The sequence below is a fragment of the Cryptosporangium arvum DSM 44712 genome, from assembly GCF_000585375.1.
GTDB lineage: Bacteria > Actinomycetota > Actinomycetes > Mycobacteriales > Cryptosporangiaceae > Cryptosporangium > Cryptosporangium arvum.
Genome location: NZ_KK073874.1, coordinates 2,870,632 through 2,889,366 on the forward strand (window position 1 = coordinate 2,870,632; position 18,735 = coordinate 2,889,366).

General features: G+C 72.1%; 18 protein-coding genes and 1 tRNA gene. 14 read left to right on the top strand and 5 right to left on the bottom strand.

All coding sequences use genetic code 11. The features are described from left to right. Positions 1-78: 78 nt before the first annotated feature. Both CRYAR_RS13395 and CRYAR_RS13400 read left to right on the top strand, forming a co-directional pair. On the top strand, positions 79-1,155 hold the full coding sequence (locus CRYAR_RS13395) for a TauD/TfdA family dioxygenase (protein WP_035850996.1): 1,077 nt from the start codon (positions 79-81) through the stop codon (positions 1,153-1,155). A 304-nt stretch (positions 1,156-1,459) separates the two neighbouring features. Then, a tRNA-Gln gene (locus CRYAR_RS13400) sits at positions 1,460-1,532 on the top strand. 5 nt (positions 1,533-1,537) lie between these two features. On the opposite strand, the gene CRYAR_RS13405 is transcribed toward CRYAR_RS13400, so the two are convergent. The 4 genes from CRYAR_RS13405 to CRYAR_RS13420 all read right to left on the bottom strand — a co-directional run bounded on the left by CRYAR_RS13405 (position 1,538) and on the right by CRYAR_RS13420 (position 5,785). Beyond that, the gene (locus CRYAR_RS13405; protein WP_035850999.1) at positions 1,538-2,350 is read right to left on the bottom strand and encodes a carbohydrate ABC transporter permease; all 813 of its coding nucleotides are present in this window, start codon (positions 2,348-2,350) and stop codon (positions 1,538-1,540) included. After that, positions 2,343-3,338: a carbohydrate ABC transporter permease gene (locus CRYAR_RS13410; protein ID WP_425389391.1), complete on the bottom strand. Its 996-nt coding sequence runs from the start codon at positions 3,336-3,338 to the stop codon at positions 2,343-2,345. The genes CRYAR_RS13405 and CRYAR_RS13410 overlap by 8 nt, the downstream gene beginning before the upstream one ends. 10 nt (positions 3,339-3,348) lie before the next feature. Continuing rightward, positions 3,349-4,551, bottom strand: coding sequence for an ABC transporter substrate-binding protein (locus CRYAR_RS13415; protein ID WP_211247427.1), 1,203 nt, complete (start codon positions 4,549-4,551; stop codon positions 3,349-3,351). Positions 4,552-4,684: 133 nt separating this feature from the next. After that, the gene (locus CRYAR_RS13420) at positions 4,685-5,785 is read right to left on the bottom strand and encodes an ROK family transcriptional regulator (RefSeq protein ID WP_035851003.1); all 1,101 of its coding nucleotides are present in this window, start codon (positions 5,783-5,785) and stop codon (positions 4,685-4,687) included. Positions 5,786-5,853: 68 nt separating this feature from the next. On the opposite strand from CRYAR_RS13420, the gene CRYAR_RS13425 reads away from it, so the two are divergent. After that, positions 5,854-7,086 carry a Gfo/Idh/MocA family protein gene (locus CRYAR_RS13425; RefSeq protein ID WP_035851005.1) on the top strand — a complete coding sequence of 411 codons (1,233 nt, stop codon included), beginning with the start codon at positions 5,854-5,856 and terminating at the stop codon, positions 7,084-7,086. After that, the gene (locus tag CRYAR_RS13430) at positions 7,086-8,108 is read left to right on the top strand and encodes an ROK family protein (protein ID WP_035851007.1); all 1,023 of its coding nucleotides are present in this window, start codon (positions 7,086-7,088) and stop codon (positions 8,106-8,108) included. Before CRYAR_RS13425 ends, CRYAR_RS13430 begins: the two co-directional genes overlap by 1 nt. A gap of 72 nt (positions 8,109-8,180) precedes the next feature. Here CRYAR_RS13430 and CRYAR_RS13435 read toward each other — a convergent pair whose 3' ends face one another. Continuing rightward, positions 8,181-8,957 (bottom strand): IclR family transcriptional regulator, encoded by a 777-nt coding sequence (locus tag CRYAR_RS13435; protein WP_035851009.1) that lies wholly within the window; start codon positions 8,955-8,957, stop codon positions 8,181-8,183. Positions 8,958-9,175: 218 nt separating this feature from the next. On the opposite strand from CRYAR_RS13435, the gene CRYAR_RS13440 reads away from it, so the two are divergent. From CRYAR_RS13440 to CRYAR_RS13485, 10 genes are read left to right on the top strand one after another with little or no spacing between them, the layout of a single operon-like run. Then, complete coding sequence (locus tag CRYAR_RS13440) at positions 9,176-10,408, top strand: ABC transporter substrate-binding protein (protein ID WP_035851011.1); 1,233 nt, start codon at positions 9,176-9,178, stop codon at positions 10,406-10,408. Next, positions 10,405-11,379, top strand: coding sequence for a branched-chain amino acid ABC transporter permease (locus tag CRYAR_RS13445; protein WP_051570127.1), 975 nt, complete (start codon positions 10,405-10,407; stop codon positions 11,377-11,379). Before CRYAR_RS13440 ends, CRYAR_RS13445 begins: the two co-directional genes overlap by 4 nt. 11 nt (positions 11,380-11,390) lie before the next feature. Beyond that, positions 11,391-12,443, top strand: coding sequence for a branched-chain amino acid ABC transporter permease (locus CRYAR_RS13450; protein ID WP_063725710.1), 1,053 nt, complete (start codon positions 11,391-11,393; stop codon positions 12,441-12,443). After that, a complete protein-coding gene (locus CRYAR_RS13455) occupies positions 12,440-13,186 on the top strand; it encodes an ABC transporter ATP-binding protein (protein ID WP_084701884.1) in 747 nt (248 codons plus the stop codon). Before CRYAR_RS13450 ends, CRYAR_RS13455 begins: the two co-directional genes overlap by 4 nt. Continuing rightward, positions 13,179-13,889 (top strand): ABC transporter ATP-binding protein, encoded by a 711-nt coding sequence (locus CRYAR_RS13460; RefSeq protein WP_035851017.1) that lies wholly within the window; start codon positions 13,179-13,181, stop codon positions 13,887-13,889. Before CRYAR_RS13455 ends, CRYAR_RS13460 begins: the two co-directional genes overlap by 8 nt. Next, positions 13,886-15,190, top strand: a complete 1,305-nt coding sequence (locus CRYAR_RS13465) for an MmgE/PrpD family protein (protein ID WP_035851019.1) — start codon at positions 13,886-13,888, stop codon at positions 15,188-15,190. Before CRYAR_RS13460 ends, CRYAR_RS13465 begins: the two co-directional genes overlap by 4 nt. 17 nt (positions 15,191-15,207) lie before the next feature. Then, positions 15,208-15,852 carry an aspartate/glutamate racemase family protein gene (locus CRYAR_RS13470; RefSeq protein WP_035851021.1) on the top strand — a complete coding sequence of 215 codons (645 nt, stop codon included), beginning with the start codon at positions 15,208-15,210 and terminating at the stop codon, positions 15,850-15,852. Beyond that, complete coding sequence (locus tag CRYAR_RS13475; protein WP_035851022.1) at positions 15,849-17,201, top strand: FAD-dependent oxidoreductase; 1,353 nt, start codon at positions 15,849-15,851, stop codon at positions 17,199-17,201. The genes CRYAR_RS13470 and CRYAR_RS13475 overlap by 4 nt, the downstream gene beginning before the upstream one ends. After that, complete coding sequence (locus tag CRYAR_RS13480; RefSeq protein ID WP_051570129.1) at positions 17,198-18,019, top strand: HpcH/HpaI aldolase/citrate lyase family protein; 822 nt, start codon at positions 17,198-17,200, stop codon at positions 18,017-18,019. The genes CRYAR_RS13475 and CRYAR_RS13480 overlap by 4 nt, the downstream gene beginning before the upstream one ends. A gap of 57 nt (positions 18,020-18,076) precedes the next feature. Further along, positions 18,077-18,679, top strand: coding sequence for a hypothetical protein (locus CRYAR_RS13485; RefSeq protein WP_035851023.1), 603 nt, complete (start codon positions 18,077-18,079; stop codon positions 18,677-18,679). Positions 18,680-18,735: the final 56 nt, after the last annotated feature.

Sequence of the window (18,735 nt, forward strand, 5' to 3'; positions counted from 1 at the left end):
CATTTTGTTCCCGCCGCACATTTACGCGCCGTCCATCCCACTCATACCCTGACGTCCGGTCGGCGGAAGGGAAACGACATGGCCTCGACGACGCTCTCCCCGGTTACCGGACCATCCGCGTGGCGCGGTGACCAGTTACAACACGACCGCAGCTGGATCTATCACCTCACCGAGGAGCAGATCGCCGAACTCGAGGCGGTCGGGCGGAAGTTCGTCCTCGACGACCCCGACCTGCGCACCGTGACCCGTGAGGACTACCCGCTGCCGGTCTGCGCGCCGGCGATCGAGCAGTGGGGTCACGACATGTCGCGCGGGCGCGGGTTCGTGCTCATCCGCGGCCTGCAGACCGAGCTCTACTCCGACGCGCTCTCCGGCGCCATCTTCTACCTGACCGGGCTGCACCTCGGCTCGCCGATGCAGCAGAACGGCATGGGCGACCTGATCGACCACGTGGTCGCGACCTCGGACAAGACGATGGACGACCCGACGGCCCGGTCCTCCCGGGTGCGCGACAAGCTGGTGTTCCACTCGGACAGCTCCGACGCGGTCGCGCTGTTCTGCCTGCGCCCGGCCAAGCAGGGCGGGGCGTCGAGCCTGGTGTCGGGCGCGCAGATCTACAACGAGATCGTGGCGCGGCGCCCCGACCTCGCGCCGCTGCTGCTCGAGCCGGTGCACTTCGACTGGCGGCGGCAGGACTCCAACGCGCCGTCGAACACCTACGTGTCGCCGATCGTCAGCATCGTGGACGGCGTGTGCAGCATCTACGCCGGATCGACGTACATCCTCACCGCGCAGAACTACCCCGAAGTGCCGAAGCTGACGCCCGAGCAGCTCGAGGTCATCGCGATGTTCGACGCGATCACCTACGAGCCCGGGATGGCGCTGGACATGGACTTCCAGCCCGGCGACATCCAATGGGTGTCGAACTTCGCGGCGCTGCACTCGCGCACCGAGTTCACCGACCACCCGGAGTGGCAGCGGCGCCGGCACCTGCTGCGGCTCTGGGACGAGCGGGACCGGGACCGGCCGCGCGTGCCGAACTTCGGCAAGCCGGTCGTGGCCCGCGACCAGAAGCGCGAGGACGACCTCGCCGCGATCCCCGACGTCGGCCAGTTCTCGGTGAAGACCGCGGTCATCCCGCGTCCCGTCGCCTGATCGCCCCCCTCGGCGGCGCCCCGGAAATTCACTTTCCGGGGCGCCGCGGCGTTCGTACCCTGATTCACGTGAGCACGCAGCAGCAGGGACAACGGCGGGAGTAACGCGCGGGCAGCCGCGTCAGCGCCTCCTTCATCGAGAGGCCGTCGCGGGCCGCGCGGATCGCGCGAGCGGCGGTCCCCACCAGCGCGAGGCCCCGGGCTCATCACCCGGAGAGCGCCGCCGGGTTCGTTGCGCCCCGGCCGCGCCGCCCGCGCTGGTACCGGCCGGCGGGACCGCTACCCCCGCCGGCCGGCCCGAACCATGCGGGCTGGTGTAACCAGGCAGCACGACCGGCTCTGGACCGGTCGGTGGAGGTTCGAATCCTCCGCCCGCAGCAACCTCAGCCCTTGGTGCCGGTCAGCGCGATGCCCTCCACGAACTGGCGCTGCATGACGACGAACACCGCGATCACCGGCAGGGACGCCAGCAGCGACCCGGCCATCAGCAGCGGGTAGTCGGTGAGGAACTGGCCCTGCATCGACGCCAGGCCGGCGGAGAGCGTCATCTTCTCGGGGTCGTTGTTGACCACCAGCGGCCAGAAGAAGTCGTTCCAGGACCAGATCGTCGTCAGGATGCCGAGCGCGATCATTCCCGGGCGGGCCAGCGGCACCATCACCGACCACCAGATCCGCAGCGGGTTCGCCCCGTCGAGGCGCGCGGCCTCGTCCAGTTCGGCCGGCAGGCCGAGGAAGAACTGACGCAGCAGGAACGTGCCGAACGCGCTGAACAGGCCGGGCACGATCAGCGCCGGCAGGCTGTTGAGCCAGCCCAGGTCGGCGATGATCTCGTACTGCGGAATGATGAACAGCTGCGGCGGCACCATCAGCACCGAGAGGAACAGCCCGAACAGCACGGTGCGCCCGGGGAACCGCAGCCGCGCGAACGCGTACGCCGCGAGCGAGCACATCAGCACCTGCCCGAGTGCCCGCGCCGCGACCATCACCACGGTGTTGAGGAACTGGGACCCGAACGGCACCAGATCGAACACCTTCGTGTAGTTGCTCCACTGCCCGTCGGGCACGAGCGTCGGCGGCACCGACGTGGCGTGCTCCAACGTCTTGAGCGATGTCAGGAACTGCCAGATGAACGGGGCCACCATGGCCAGCGCGCCGATCGTCAGCAGCAGGTGCGTGAGGCCGAACTTCCTAGTCATAGGTCACCCACCGCTTCTGGAGGCGGAACTGCACCGCGGTCAGGGCGACGATGAGCGCGAGCAGGATCATCGCGATCGCGGCGCCGTAGCCCTTGTCGTTGTTCTGGAACGCCTCGGCGTAGAAGAGGTAGACGATCGTCTCCATGCTCTCGAACGCCGGGTTCGCGCGCGACGCCTGGTTCGAGCCCCCGGCGAGCACGTAGACCAGGTCGAACAGCTGCAGCGATCCGATCACCGACACGACCGAGACGAAGAAGATCGTCGGCGAGAGCAGCGGCACCGTGATGCGGAAGAACTGCTGGACCGGGCCGGCGCCGTCGATCTCCGCGGCCTCGTAGTAGTGCCGGGGGATACCCTTCACCGCCGCGATGAAGATGACCAGGTTGTAGCCCAGCCCCATCCAGATCCCGACGATCACCATCGCGATCAGCGCGGTCCGCGAATCGGCGATCCAGTGCGGACCTTCGATGCCGACCAGCGACAGCAGGTAGTTCAGGATCCCGAAGTCACCGCTGTAGATCCAGCGCCAGATCATCGCGACCGCGACCGGCGTCGTCACGACCGGCAGGAAGAAGAACGTGCGGTAGACGGCGACGCCGCGCAATCCGGGGCGTGAGAGCAGCGCGGCGATCACGACCGCGATCGGGATGCCGATCAGCCCCAGCGCGGTGTACGCGAGGGTGTTGACGAGCGACCGGCCGACCTCCGGGTCGCTGATCAGCTCCTGGTAGTTCTCCAGGCCGACCCACTCGGACGGGCCGCCGAACGGGCCGGCCTCGGTGAACGAGAGGTAGGCGGTCTGCAGCACCGGCCAGAGGTAGAACACCGCGAGGCCGATTCCGGTCGGGGCGATCAGCGCGTACCCCCAGAGCGCCTCGCGCCAGTCCGTGCGCCGCCGCCGGCGGCCACCCGCGGCGGCCCCTACCGCCGCCGCGGGTGGCTCGGCGCCGGTGGCAGGCACTTTCCCCCGCCCGCCACCGGTGTCCAGGAGAGCCACGCTACTTTTCCTCGGCCAGAGCGTCGTCCATCGCGGTGGCGAGCTCCTTCGAGGCGGCCGCCACGTCGGTCGTGCCGTTCCAGGCCGGCGTGAGGTACTTCGTCTCCAGCTCCTGCCAGGCGGCGGTGTTGCGCGAGACCGGGTAGGGCACCGAGTACTCGACCTCGTCGAGGAACGCCTGCAGGTTGAACTCGGGGTGCGACTTCACCCATGCGTCCTGGGTGCCGTTGAACGCCGGGATGACGCCGTTCTGCGCGAGCAGCTCAGCGGCTTCCTTGGAGCCGAGGAACTTCACGAACTCCTTCGCCGCGGCGGGCGACTTCGTCTTCGCCGCGACGACGTTCGCGAGGCCGTGGATGATCGTCGCGCGCTTCTTGCCCTGCGGCAGCACCGCGACGTCGGCGCGGGTCTTCGTGTACTCGTTCGTCGAGAACTCCGCGGCGTTCCAGGAGCCGCCGTAGTACATCGCGATCTTGCCCGACTCGAACAGGTTGATCGCCTGGGTGTCGGTGAGCGTCTTGAGGCTCGGGGACTGGCCGGCCTTGATCAGGTCGGTCCAGAACTTCAGGCCCTCGATCGTCGCCGGGTCGGCGTAGCCGGACTTCGTGGCGTCGTCGGAGAGCACCGTGCCACCGGCCTGGTAGATGGTGTTGTACTGGTACTCCTGCGCCGAGGTGAGCGTCGAGCCGATCGCGTACTGGCCCTTGGCCTTGTTCGTCAGCTTCGCCGCGGCGGCCTTGAAGGTGTCCCACGTCCACGTGTCGTCCGGGTACTTGACCTTGGCCGCGTCGAAGAGCTCCTTGTTGTACCAGAGCCCGACGGTGTCGAAGTCCTTCGGCACCCCGTAGGTCTTGCCCTCGACCGTGTAGAGGTCGACGAGCGACTTCGGGTAGTTGCCGGTGTCGACGCCGTCGAGCGGCAGCAGGACGTCGTTCGTGGCGTAGAGCTGGAAGTTCGGGCCGTTCATCCAGAAGACGTCGGGCGCGGCGCCGCCGGTGGCCGCCGCCTTCATCTTCGTCCAGTACGTCTCCCAGGGGGAGAGCTGGACGTTCACCGTGATGTTCGGGTGGGTCTTGGTGAAGTCCGCGGCGAGCTTCTGCATCGCCGGCACCTGGTTCTTGTCCCAGACCGCGTACGAGATGGTCGCCTTCGCGTTCGGGTCGTCGTTGGTGTCGGAGTCGCCACCGCAGGCGGCAGTGGCCATCACTGCGACTAAGCCGACCAGAGCGCCGGTGCGTCGGAACCATGACATGGGGGAGTCCTAGGGGTGAGCCCGGCCGCGACGCCGATCGAGCGCCGCAGGATTTCCACTATTAATGGACTCCAGTAAAAAGATGTCAAGGGACCAGCTGGGGCTGCACGTGGTCGAGCGCGAGTTTCACGGCACCCAGCGCGACGCTCTCCTCGCCGAGCGTGGAGGCCAGCACCTCCGGCGTCCGAATGCAGTGCTTATCGAGCTCTTTGCGCAGCGGCTCGAGCAGGACGTCGGCGGAGCGTGAAAAACCTCCGCCGAGCACGACCATCTGCGGATCGAGGGCGAGCACCAGCGCGGCCGTGCCGACCGAGAGGTCACGCACGTAGCGACGTACCGCGCCGAGCGCCGACCGGTCGCCGGCGCGAGCGGCCGCGAACAGGTCGGCGGCCTCGCCGTCCCACGCCTGCAGGTGCTCCTGGGCCCGGATCCAGCCGACGTTCGGCAGCGCGCCGATCTCGCCGGCCGCCCCGCCGAAGCCGCGGTGCAGCTTGCCGTCGATGACCAGGCCGACGCCGGTACGCAGGCCGGCGAGCAGGTGGACGAAGTCCTTCGCGTACCGGGCGACACCGCGCCACTGCTCGGCCAGCGCGGCCAGCCGGCTGTCGTTGTCGACCACGACCGGGCCGCGGAACGTGGTGCCGAAATGCTGTGCGAGGTCGAGGCCGGTCCACTCCGGGATCGCGACCGACAGCACGACGCGGCCACCGGGGTCGACCAGCCCGCTGCTGGCCACGCCGACCGCCCACAGCTCACCGGCGGGCAGGCCGGCGGCGCGCAGGCCCTCGCTGACCACGCTGTCGGCCGCCGCGAGCCGGGTCGCCCGCCCCGCGGTCTCCGCCACCGCGGTCTGGGCCCGCCCGAGCACCGTGCCGTCCAGGTCGGTGACGAGCGCACGCACCCGGTGCCCACCGATGTCGACGCCGAGCACGTGACCGGCGTCGCCGCGGAACCGGTAGCGCCGGGCCGGGCGACCCATCGCGCCGGCGACCGGGGGCACCTCGGCCACCCAGCCCTGCGCCACCAGCGCGCCCACCACGTCCTCGGTCGAGGCGCGGGAGAGGCCGGCGCGCGCCGCCAGCTCGGTGAGCGTCGCCGGTTCCCCGGCGCGCAGCACCCGCACCATGGTCAGCGAGTTGAGCTGCCGCAGGCGCGACAAGTCGCCGCCCGCGATCTCCTCGGCCATCCACACTCCCTTGACCTGAAGCCGCACCGGGGGTTACTAATCCTGGAGAGGATAGAAAGTAGGCTCCCGTGAACCAAGTCAGTTTAGTTGTCGTCGGTGCGGGTCTCCGTGGGCAGGGCTACGCCAGACGCGCGGTGAGCAGCGGCGGCGCGCGGATCGTCGCGGTCGCGGAGCCGGACCCGGGTCGCCGGGAGCGGTTCGCGGCCGAGTTCGGGGTGGCGCAGGTCTTCGAGGACTGGACCGGGCTGGCCGCCGCCGGCCGCATCGCCGACGGCGCGATCATCGCCACCCCCGACCAGCAGCACACCGGGCCGGCGATCGCGCTGGCCGACCTCGGCTACCACCTGCTCGCCGAGAAACCGATGGCCCCCACCGAGGACGAGGCCGAGCGCATCGTCGACGCGGTCGAACGCAACAAGGTGATCTTCGCGCTCTGCCACGTGCTGCGCTACACGGCCTACACACGCGGGCTGATGGACGTCGTCGGCTCCGGGCGGATCGGCGAGATCATGAGCATCGAGCACCTCGAGCCGGTCGGGTGGTGGCACCAGGCGCACTCGTTCGTCCGCGGCGAGTGGAGCAACAGCCGCACGTCGACGCCGATGCTGCTGGCCAAGGCGTGCCACGACCTGGACTGGATGTTGTACGTGGTCGGCCGGCCGGTGGAGCGGGTGAGCTCGTTCGGCCGCCTGTCGCACTTCCGCCCCTCGGCGCGGCCGGAGGGGGCCGCGGCCCGGTGCCTGGACTGCCCGATCGAGCCGACCTGCCCGTACTCGGCCAAGCGGCTGTACTTCGACTGCCTCGGTGACCCGGACAAGGAGTTCTGGCCGCTCTCGGCGGTGACCTCCGACCACACGGTCGACGGGGTCACGCGTGCGCTGCGCGAAGGGCCGTACGGGCGGTGCGTCTACGACAGCGACAACGACGTCGTCGACCACCAGGTCGTCTCGCTGGAGTTCGAGGGCGGTGCGACCGGGTCGTTCACGATGACCGCGTTCTCGCCGTTCGAGCTGCGCAAGACCCGGCTGTTCGGGACGCACGGGTACGTCGAAGGGGACGGCGTGCGGTTGCGGGTGGTGGACTTCCGGGACGGCTCGGAGACGGTGGTGGAGACCGGCGGCTCGTCGGTGGACGCCGACCACACCGACGGCGACCACGCGCTCGTCGACACGTTCGTCGAGGCGGTCGCGACCGGTGACCCCACGTTGCTCAACTCCGACGCGACGACCAGCCTGGCCGGGCACCGGGTGGTGTGGGCGGCCGAACGCGCCCGCGCCGCGGGCACGGTCGTCACGCTGTAGTGGAGACCGTCCTCGCCGTCGACCTGGGCGGCACCACCCTCAAATGCGCGGTGTTCGACGCCACCGGCGCCCCGCTCTGGGCCGCGCGCCATCCGACCGGGCGGGAGCGGGGCGCCGACGCCGTCGTCTCGACCGTGCTCGAGGTGCTGACCTCGATGCGCGAGCGGGCGGTGGCCTCCGGCTGGCCCCCGCGGGCAATCGGGCTGGCGGTGCCGGGTCTGGTGGACGCGGCGGCCGGGGTGGCCGTGTGGTCGGTGAACGTCGGCTGGCGGGACGTACCGCTGCGCGACCTCGTCGAGGCGCGGGTGGGGCTGCCGACCGTGCTGTCGAACGACGTCCGCGCGGGTGGTCTGGCCGAGGCCGCGGCGAGTGGGAGCGACGACGTGCTGTTCGTCCCGATCGGCACGGGGATCGCGTCGGCGCACGTGGTCGCGGGTGCGGTGGTGACCGGGGCCAGCGGGGCCGCGGGGGAGCTCGGGCACGTCGTCGTGCGGCCGGGGGGCCGGAAATGCGGCTGCGGGCGCCGCGGGTGCCTGGAGGCCGAGGCCAGCGCCTCGGCGATCGAGGCCCGGTACCGGGAGGCCGGCGACTCCGTTCAGTCCGGGGGCTCCGTTCAGTCCGGGGGCTCCGTTCAGTCCGGGGACTCCGTTCAGTCCGGGGGCTCCGTTCCGGCCGCGATCTCCGCGGCGGGTGCGAGCGCGGCTGAGGTGGCGCGGCTCGCGGCGGCGGGCGACCCGGTGGCGGCCGGGGTGTGGGGAGAGGCCGTCGAGGCGCTCGCGGACGGGTTGGTGAGCGCGGCGGCGCTGTTGGATCCCCGGGTGATCGTGGTGGGCGGCGGGCTCGCGCGGGCCGGCGAGACGCTCTTCGGGCCGCTGCGTGCGGCGGTCTCGGCTCGCGGCTCGTTCCTCCCGGCCCCGGAGATCGTGCCGGCCACCCTCGGGGACGAGGCCGGGTGCCACGGGGCCGCTCTGCTGGCCCGCCCGCTGCTCGCCGGCGTCTCGGGGCTACCCGCGCCGTCGTAGACCTGGAAACCCGTCGTAGGCGCGGAACCGGTCGTCGACCCGGAAAGCCGGCATAGGCCGGAAAGCCGGGGCCTACTCGGCGGGGAGGCCGCCGGGCCAGCCCAGCGCGCGGGAGATGCGGTCGGCCGTCTGGACCACGTGCGGAACGTAGGTGCGCCGCGCCTCCGCGGTCAGGCGGTTGATCGGGCCGCACACCGAGATCGACCCGATCACCTGCCCGTCCAGATCGAAGACCGGAGCCGCCACCGACCCGGCGCCGGGCTGCCGCTCGCCGCCCGACTCGGCGACCCCGTTCTTGCGTGTCTCGGTGAGCAGCGTCCGCAGCTGCTCGGGGTCGACCTGCGTCGCCGACGTGAGCGTGCGCAGCTCCCCGTGGAGCACGTCCTCCCGCTCCCCGGCCGGGAAGAACGCGAGGATCGCCCGCCCCGATCCACCCGCGTGCAGCGGGAACCGGCGCCCGAGCTCCACCGTCATGTTGATCTCGTGGGTGCTCACGACCTGGTCGAGGTACACCCTCCCGCCGGGTACCCGCGCGGACAGCGTCGTGGTCTCGCCGGTCGTGACCTGGAGTTCGCGCAGCAACGGCAGGGACACCCGGCGCAGCTTCGAGTCACGCAGCGCCCGCGCGCCGATCGCCGCGGCCGCGGGCCCCAGTGAGTAGGTCCGCGACGTCGAGTCGAGCGTGAGCAGGCCACGGTCGACGAGCGAGCGCATGATCCGGTGCACGACGGCCTTGCTCAGGTCCAGCTCGCGCGCCATCGCCGAGACGCCCCACGACTGCGGCCCGTCGACGAAGCGGAGCAGGACGTCGGCGACCCGACCGGCGCCCTCCGTGCCGTCGCTGACCATACGGCTCCCTCCTGTCGAAACCGGCCCGTAGACCGTACCGTCTTCGCATCGTTCCTCTAGCAGGAACAGTAGGGCACGAGTCGTCAACGCGGTGTAAATGCTGCGTCTCGGAGGGACAGAACACTTGACGGCTCCACCGGAGGGTGGAACGGTCTGCGTTAACCAAAGCAGCTGTTCCGATTAGCGGAACGCAGCCCTGCACCTTTCGAGGGAGCGACATGGGTAGGCGGACTCTTCCGTTACTGGCGCTGGTGTGTTCCGTCTCGCTCGCTCTGGCCGGGTGTGGTGGCGGGTCGACCGGAACCGGCGACTCCGGCGGCACGATCAAGATCGGCACCCTCCACCCGCTCACCGGCCCGTTCGCGGGCGACGGCCAGCAGATGGAGAACGGCGTCAAGCTGGCGATCGAGGACATCAACAAGGCCGGCGGGATCAAGGCGCTCGACGGACGCAAGCTCGAGCTGGCCGGCGGTGACACGCAGGGCAAGCCCGACGTCGGGCAGAGCGAGGCCCAGCGCCTGGTCACCGAGGGCGTCACCGCGCTGGTGGGCACCTACCAGAGCGCGGTGAGCGCGAATGTCGCCCCGCTCGCCGAGCGGAACAAGGTGCCGTTCGTCATCGACATCTCCGGCGACGACGGGATCCTCTCGCACGGCTACGAGTACGCGTTCCGGATGCAGCCGCGCAACAGCGTCTTCGGTACCGCCGGGGCGAAGTACCTGCAGGAGATCTCGAAGGCGGCCGGCAAGCCGCTCACCAAGGTCGCCTACCTGCACGAGAGCACCGCGTTCGGCACCGGCGTCTTCAAGGCGTTCAAGGCCGAGGCCGAGAAGGCCGGCATCACCGTCGACCCGGAGATCAGCTACGACGCGGCCAGCGTCTCCGACCTGACGACGCAGATCACGCAGGTCAAGGCGTCGGGCGCCCAGGCGCTCGTGGTCACCGGCTACTACAAGGACGGGGTGCTCGCGGCGAAGGCGGTGTCGACCGTCAAGCCGACGCTCGACGCGGTGTACGGCATCGCGAACGGCGCCTTCGACCAGCCGCAGTTCCCGACCGACGCCGGTGCGGCCTCGGCCGGCTACTTCGACGTCAACTACCACCTCAACGACAAGAGCCCCGAGGCGACGAAGTTCGCCCAGGCCTACCAGGCGAAGTACGGGCAGCCGCCGCGCACGGGCGCCGCGCTGGCCTACGACTCGGTGCGGGTGATCGCCGCGGCGCTGGAGCGCTCGAAGTCGGTCGACGGGTCGAAGCTGCGGGACGCGATCACCGACACCGACCTCACGCCGCTGACGCTCAACGACGGCCCGATCAAGTTCGACGACAAGGGTGAGAACTCGACCGCGCTGCCGGCGCTCACCCAGGTGGTCGAGGCCAAGCCGACCGTCGTCTACCCGGCGGAGTTCGCGACCGCGAAGGTCACGTACCCGGCCGCCCCCGGCGCATGAGTACGGCCGAAGCCCTCACCGCGCGGTGGCGGTCGGTTCCGGCCGCCCCTGCGGTCGCGGTCGGGCTGGTGTTCGTGTTGATCGCGGCCGCGCTGCTCAAGTCCGGCAGCGGCACGATCACCGGGCAGGCCGTGCTCACCGGGCTGGTCAACGGCGGGGTGTACAGCCTGCTCGCGATGGGGCTGACGCTGATCTTCGGCGTCCTCGACATCGTCAACTTCGCGCACGGCGCGTTCCTCGCGGTCGCGCTGTTCACCACGTACCAGTTCGTGGCGACCACCGGAGCCAACCCGTACGTCGCGCTGCCGATCGCGATCGCGGCGCTGTTCGCGCTCGGCGCGCTGGCGCAGTGGGCGCTGCTCAACCACACGATGGGCCGGCCACTGGAGAGTCAGCTCCTGCTGACGCTCGGCCTGTCGCTGCTGGTGTCGAACCTGCTGCTGCTGGCGTTCGGCGGTGATCCGCTGTCGGTCGCGGTGGCCGGCGACCACGGCATCAACGTGCTCGGGGCAGTGGCGAACCAGACGCGCCTGGTCGCGTTCGGCGGCGCCCTGGTGCTGGCGGCCGGTCTCTACCTGCTGCTCGGACGCACCCGCCTGGGCCGCGCGATCCGGGCCGTTGCGGCCAGTCGGCAGGGCGCCGGGCTGGTCGGCATCGACGTACGGAAGATCTACGTGCTGACGTTCGGCCTCGGCACCGCGTGCGCCGGCGCGGCGGGCATGCTGATCGCGCCGTTCACCACGATCACCCCCACCGCCGGCGACCAGTTCAACATCCTCGCGTTCGTGGTCGTCGTGATGGGCGGCCTCGGCAACGTCGCGGGCGCGCTGATCAGCGGCATCATCGTGGGCCTGGTCGAGCAGCTGGGCGGCGTCCTGCTCACCGGGCAGAGCCCGCTGTTCGGCGTATTCCTGGTGTTCATCCTGATCCTGGTGGCCCGGCCGCAGGGCCTGTTCGGGGCACGACAATGACATTTCAGACGGTGACGGCTCCCGACGCGGGGGAGCACGAGGGCACGGTCCGCCGTCGCCCGAGCCGGGCGAGGGGCACGCTCGGGGTGCTCGCGGTGGTCACCGTCGTCGCCGCCACGATGCCGTTCGTGCTGCCGGAGTCGCAGCAGGCGGTCGCGATCCGCGTGCTGATCTTCGCGTTGATGGCCACCGGCTGGAACCTGATGAGCGGGTACGGCGGCATGTTCAGCTTCGGCAACGCGGCCTACTTCGGCGTCGGTGCCTACGCCGACGTGGTGCTGCTCGTCGGGTTCGACGTGTCGCCGTGGATCGCGATGCTGGCCGGCGCCGCCCTGGCCGCCGCCCTGGCCGTGGGTACGGGCTACGTCGCGTTCCGGTACAAGGTGCGCGGCGCGTACTTCGCGTTGGCGACCTTCGCGATCGCGGAGATGCTCCGCCTGCTGGCCACCGACACCACCTGGGTGAACGGCACGATCGGCTACCACGTGCCGCTCCTCCAGGAGGAGTCCTGGTGGAAGTTCCAGTTCGAGGCCAACGCGCCGGAGTACTTCTGGATCGGCCTGGCTCTCGTCGTCGTCGCCTTCCTGGCCGTGTTCTTCTACCTGCGGTCGAAGGCCGGTCGCTACGCGGTGGCGATCCGCGACGACGAGGACGCGGCCGCCGCGCTCGGCATCCCGGTGATGCGCTACAAGCTCACGACGATGGCGCTGGCCGCGGCGATCACCGCGGTGGCCGGGGCCTTCTACGCGCAGTACTACATGTTCGTGGACCCCGACATCGTGCTCGGGCAGGCGCAGTCGATCCAGGCGATCGTGCCCGCCGTGGTCGGTGGCGTCGGGACGCTCTGGGGTCCGGTCATCGGCGCCGTCATCGTCGGCCCGTTGTCCACGGTGACGGCCACGCTGCTGCGGGAGCCCCCCGAGGCGCTGTCGTTCCTGGCCGGCCGGGGCGGGCTGGACGTCGTCCTGTACGCCGTGCTGGTGATCGTGATCGTGCTGGCGCTCCCGAAGGGCCTGTACGGAACGATCCGCCAGCTCGTGATCGATCGGTGGCGGTCGCGGTGAGCTCTGTGCTGACGGTGAAGGGCCTGAGCAAGTCCTTCCGCGGGATCGCCGCGCTCAGTGACGTCGACATCGACGTGACGGAGGGGACCGTGCTGGGCATCATCGGTCCCAACGGCGCGGGGAAGACGACGTTCTTCAACGTCGTGGCCGGGGCGTTCAAGCCCGACACGGGAAGCGTGACCCTCGACGGGAAGGACATCACCGGGTTCCCGGCGCACAAGGTGGCGCGGGCCGGGATGACCAGGACGTTCCAGCTGATGCGCCCGTTCGCGACGCTGAGCGTGCTGGAGAACGTGGCGATCGCGGCCTCGGTGGGCGGAGGATCGCAGCGGGCGGCGCGCAGACGGGCCGAGGAGGTCGTCGCGTCGGTCGGGATGGACGAGTGGGCCGACACGGTCGCCGGCACCCTGCACACGGCCGCGCTCAAGCGGCTCGAGCTGGCGCGGGCGATCGCGACCAGGCCGCGGGTGCTGCTGCTCGACGAGGTGCTGGCCGGGTTGGTGCCGACCGAGCGGCAGCCGGTGCTCGACCTGCTGGCGAGCCTGCGCGACGAGCAGGGGCTGAGCCTGGTGTTCGTCGAGCACATCATGGCGGCGGTGATGCGGCTGTCCGACTCGGTCGTGGTGTTCGACCGCGGCCGGGTGATCGCCCGCGGAGCGCCGGCCGAGGTCGTCGACGACCCCGCGGTGGTCGAGGCGTACCTGGGTACGGCCCCGTCGACGGGGGAGACGACCGATGAGTGACCAGGGACTGCGGATCGAGGAGGTCTCGGCCGGGTACTCCGGGCTGCAGATCCTGCACGGGATCTCGCTGCACGTCGACGCGGGCGAGCTGGTGTCGATCGTCGGCGCCAACGGCGCCGGGAAGTCGACCACGCTGCGGCTGATCAGCGGACTGCTCCGCGCGTCCGCGGGCACCGTGACCTACGCCGGGGAACGCATCGACGGGCGGCGCCCGCACGAGATCGTGCGCCGCGGGGTCGTGCAGGTCTCGGAGGGCCGGGACCTGTTCGGCCCGATGAGTGTGGACGAGAACCTGCGCCTCGGCGCCTGGACCGTCCGGTCCGGCGTGGACGAACTCCTGGACGAGGTCTACGCGCTGTTCCCCGCGCTCGCCGAGCGGCGCAGGCAGGCCGCGCAGACGATGAGCGGTGGCCAGCAGCAGATGCTGGCGATCGGGCGGGCGCTGATGAGTCGTCCGAAGCTGCTGATGCTCGACGAGCCCTCGACCGGGCTGTCGCCGAAGCTCACCTGGGAGGTGCTCGAGGCGGTGCGCTCGATCCGGGACCGCGGCGTGGCCGTCCTGCTCGTCGAGCAGAACGCCGCCCAGGCGCTCGGCATCTCCGACCGGGCGTACGTGCTGGAGAGCGGCACGATCGTGCTCGACGGCCCGGGATCCGCGCTGGCCGAGGACGCCCGGGTGCGGAAGGCTTACCTCGGCCTATGAGCACGTCACCGGTGGACGACCTGGCCGCCTGGGCGGCCGGGCTCCGCACGGTCGACCTGCCCGGTGGGGTCACCGACCGGCTGGAGACCGTGCTGGCGAGCGTGCTCGGCGTGACGCTCGTCGGATCGGCGGGGCGCTCGGCGCTGGTCGAGGCGTGGGATCCGCCGCCGGGCCCGAGCGTCCTGATCGGAACCGGCCGGTCGACGACGCCGGACGCGGCGGCCTGGCTGAACGCGACCGCGCTGGTGAGCCTGGAACTCGACGAGGGCAACCGGTTCGCCGGTGGGCACCCGGCGGCGCACGGCTGGCCGGCGGTGCTGGCGCTGGCCGGTGCCCGGGACGCGGACGGGCCGACGACGGCGGCGGCGCTCGTCGTCGCGTACGAGGTGGCGGCGCGGTTCGGCCGGGCGACGCGGCTGCGCCCCGGCACCCATCCGCACGGGACCTGGGGCGCGACCGGTGCGGCCGCGGGGTGTGCCCGCCTGCTCGGGCTGTCTGCCGACGCGATGGCCGCCGCGATCGACACCGCGGCCGGGATGGCGATCGCGGGGCCGTTCGTGGCGGCCCTCGACGGCAACCCGGTGCGTGACGAGTGGGTCGGCGCCGCCAACCAGAGCGGGCTGGCCGCCGCCCGCCTGGCCGCCGCCGGGGCGGCCCGCGACACCGGCATCGCCCGGCACTCGCTCGGCGGCCTGCTGGGAACGTTCGACCCGGGCCCGCTGAACGAGGGGCTCGGGGAGCGGTGGGACCTGGAGCTGGGGTACTTCAAGCGGCACGCGTCGTGCGCGTACACCCACCCGACCGCCGACGCGGTGCTCGACCTGCGGCCCCGCGTGCCGCTCGAGGACGTCGAACGCGTCGACGTCGAGACCTACACCGCGGCCGCGGCCCTCGACCGGGTCGACTGCCCCACCCGGCTGGCCGCGATGTTCTCGGTGCCCTTCGTCGTCGCGACCGCCCTGCGTGAGGGGGCCGTCCGCCCCGACGCGTTCGCCCGGATCGACGCCGCCCGGCCACTGATGGCGCGCGTCCACCTGACCGTCGCACCCGACCTCGACGCCGCCGTGCCCGAGCACCGCGGCGCACGGGTCCGGGTGACGCTGCGCTCCGGCGACGTCGTGACCGCCGCGGTCGCCGACCCGATCGGCGACACCGCCCGGGGCCCGTTCGGCGCCGCCGACGTCGAGGCCCTGCTCGCCGACCTGCTCGGCTCGGCCGCCGACGCCGAACGCGTCTGCGCGGTCGCCAGGGAGCTGCCCTGGCTGGGCTCGGTCCGTCGGGCGCTGCGTGAGCTCCCGTGATCCCAGGAGGTACTGACATGCGGATCTACGCCGTGACACCCCTGCACGTCGGCGCCCAGGAACTCGCCCGGCGGCAGGAGCGCTACGACTGGATCGCGCCGGACGGCGTCGTCGTGGACCTGCACGACCTGCCGTTCGGCGCGCCGATGTCGCTCGAGACGCCCGCGGACATGCGGTCCTCGGAGCGGTACGTCGTCGAGGCGCTGGCCGGAGCGCCGGCGGGATACGACGCGGTGATGCCCGACTGCGTGCTCGACCCCGGGGTCGCGGCCATGCAGGCCGACCCGGCGTTCGGGATCGTGATCGGCGTCCTGCGGGTGACGGTCGCGCACGCCGCGGCGGTAGGGGAGACGGTGGCCGCGGTCGTCCGGAACACCGCGATCGCCGACGAGATGCGCGCGGTCGTGGACGGGTACGGCTGGGGTGCGGTGGTCACCCCGGTGCGGACGCTGGACCTGGACTTCGCCGCGGTCGCCGACGGGGACCGATGGCGCGAACGACTGGCCGGCGCCGCGGCCGAACTGGCGGGCTCCGGCGCGGCCGCGCTGATCAACGGCTGCTCCGCGGTCGGGCTCGGTGCCGCCGAGGGGGCGGCGCCGATCCCGGTCGTCGACCCGGTGATCCGCACGCTGCGCCTGGTCGCCGCGGGAGCCGCGGCATGAGCGCCGACGGGCCGGACCTCGTGGTGGTGGGCGCGGGGGGCGGGTTGTTCGCGGCGCTGCGCGCGGCCGAGCGGGGGCTGAGCGTGCTCGTGGTCGAGGCCAGCCCGCACTACCGGCGGGGCAACAACACCTCGATGTGCACCGCGATGGTGCCGGGCGTCGGCACGCGGTGGCAGCGCGCCGCCGGCATCGAGGACTCCGTGGAGCTCTTCGTCGACGACGTCCGCCGCAAGACCGGCGGCGCCGGCGACGAACGGCTGGCGCGGGCGCTGGCCGAGGTGAGCGCCGAACTGGTCGAGTGGATGGCCGACACCGCCGGCTTCGAGATGTCGCTGATGACCGACATGAACTACCCGGGGCACTCGGTCGAACGCTGCCACACGATCCCCGAACGCCACGGCGCCGCGCTCGTCGACCGCCTCACCCGCCTGGCCGACGCCAGCGAGCTGATCGACGTGCTGGTGCCGGCCCGCGTCACCGACGTCCTGCTCGACGACGACGGCGCGGCGCGTGCGGTCGTCGCCGGGGACGAGGAGATCCCGACCCGGGCCGTGCTGCTGGCCACCAACGGCTTCGGCGCCGACCGCGACCTGGTCCGCGAACACCTGCCGGAGATCGCCGCGGCGACCTACCACGGCAGCGAGACCTCCCGCGGCGACGCGTTGCGCATCGGCACCGGCCTCGGTGCCGACACCGCGTTCCTCGACGCCTACCAGGGCCACGCCGCCCTCTCGGCGAAGGCCTCGACGCTGCTCGGCTGGGCGACGATCGTCCACGGCGGGATCATGCTCGACGCCACCGGACGGCGCTTCGGCCGCGAGACCAGCGGTTACTCCGAGTTCGGCCCCGCCCTCGCGGCGCGCCCCGGCGCGACCGGCTGGATCGTCTACGACCAGGGTGTGCACGACGAGTGCCTGCCGTTCACCGATTTCCGGCACTGCGTCGAGGCGGGTGCGGAGCTCCGGGCGTCCTCGCCGGAGGAGCTGGCCGACGTGACCGGGCTGCCGGTGGAGGGCGTCCGGTCCGAGCTGGCCGAGATCGAGCGGCTGGACGGGAAGCCCGACCGGTTCGGGCGCACGTTCACGCGGGCGCTGCGGGCGCCGTACGCGGCGGTCCGGGTGCTGCCCGCGTTGTTCCACACCCAGGGTGGCCTGGTCGTGGACGGCCGGGCCCGGGTGCTGCGCCCCGACGGCGGCACGATCCCCGGCCTCTACGCCTCCGGCGGGGCCGCGGCGGGCATCTCCGGGCACGGGGCCGCCGGTTACCTGGCCGGCAACGGCCTGCTCCCGGCGTTCGGCCTCGCGTACCTGGCCGCCGACGCGGTCGCCGACGAAAGGGCAGCGCGGTGATCCGGCCGGTCCGCAGTTACCTCTACGTGCCGGGCGACCGTGCCGACCGCCTGCTCGGCGCGCGGACCCGCGGTGCCGACGCGCTGATCGTCGACATGGAGGACGCGGTCGCGCCGGCGAACAAGCAGGCCGCCCGCGAGCTGGTGGCCGACTGGCTCACCCCGGAGCCCGGGCCCCAGGTGTGGGTGCGGATCAACGCCGAGAGCACCACCGACGACCTGGCCGCGGTCGTGCGGCCCGGGCTCGACGGCGTCGTCGTGCCGAAAGCCGACCCGGACGTGCTGGCCGCGGTCGACGCCCGCCTCACCGCCCTCGGCTCGGACGCGGCCGTGCTGCCGCTCGTCGAGTCCGCGGCCGGCCTGGTCCGGGTCGCGGAGATCGCGGCGGCGCCCCGGGTGCTCCGGCTGGGCATCGGCGAGGCCGACCTGATCGCCGACCTCGGCCTGCGCCCCGGCCCGGACCGCGCCGAGCTGGCCCCGGTCCGCCTGCAGGTCGTGGTCGCCTCGGCCGCGGCCGGCATCGCGCGCCCGGTCGGCGCGACCTCCACCGACTTCCGCGACACCGACGCGTTCCGCGAGAGCGCCCGCACGCTGGCCCGCCAGGGCTTCCGCGGCCGCACCGCGATCCATCCCGCGCAGGTCCCGGTGATCCACGAGGTGTTCACGCCCACCGACGACGAGGTGGCGACCGCCCGGGACGTCCTCGATCGCTTCGACGCCGCCGGCGGCGGTGGCGCGGTGGACGCCCGGGGCCGGTTCATCGACGCCGCCGTCGTCCGCTCCGCCCGCGAGGTGGTGGCGCTCTCGGCCGGCCGCTGAGCCACGCTGTGCCACAGTGGACGCCTCTGGCGCAGGGAGCACGGGAGGCGAGGCCGGATGGCGCGGTTGTCGGCGGGGAAATGGCTCGGCGTCGTGGCGGTGAGCACGGCCGTGTCGGCCGCGGCCGGGTACCTGGTGTCGGCGGCCCAGGAGAGCCCCGGCCTCACCGCCGGGGCCGTCGCGATCGGCGTCGTGCTGGGTCTCGGCTTCGGTGTGGTCGTCACCGGTGTCGGCGCCGGGCTCGTCTGGTTCCTCCGGCGGCGCGGTACCGGGCTGACGTCACCCGTGGCCGACCTCGGCCCGCGGGGGGTGCCGGCACGCGGCGCGGAGACCGGGGTCACGCTGGCCTCACCGCTGCGTGATCTGAGCCGGACCGACTCGCGCACCGTGCGCGACGCGCTGAAACGCACCGAGCCGCCGGAAGACCCGGAACTCCACGCGATCGCCCGGTACGAGGCGCGGCGGTTGACCAAGTACCTGACCTTCGCCGTGTGGTTCTACCCGGTGGTCCTCGTCCTGCAAGGCGTGCAGGTGGTGTCCGGCGACCGGCTCTGGCAGCGTCTCGTCGGCGGCTACTGCGTCGTCTTCTTCGGCGCGCTCCTGGTCGTCTCGATCGTGCAGTTGCGTCGGGCGCGTCGGTACCTGACCCTCGACGGCTGAACCGGTACGGACGACGAACCGCTGTCCACGATGGAGCAACGCTGGCAGACTCCGCC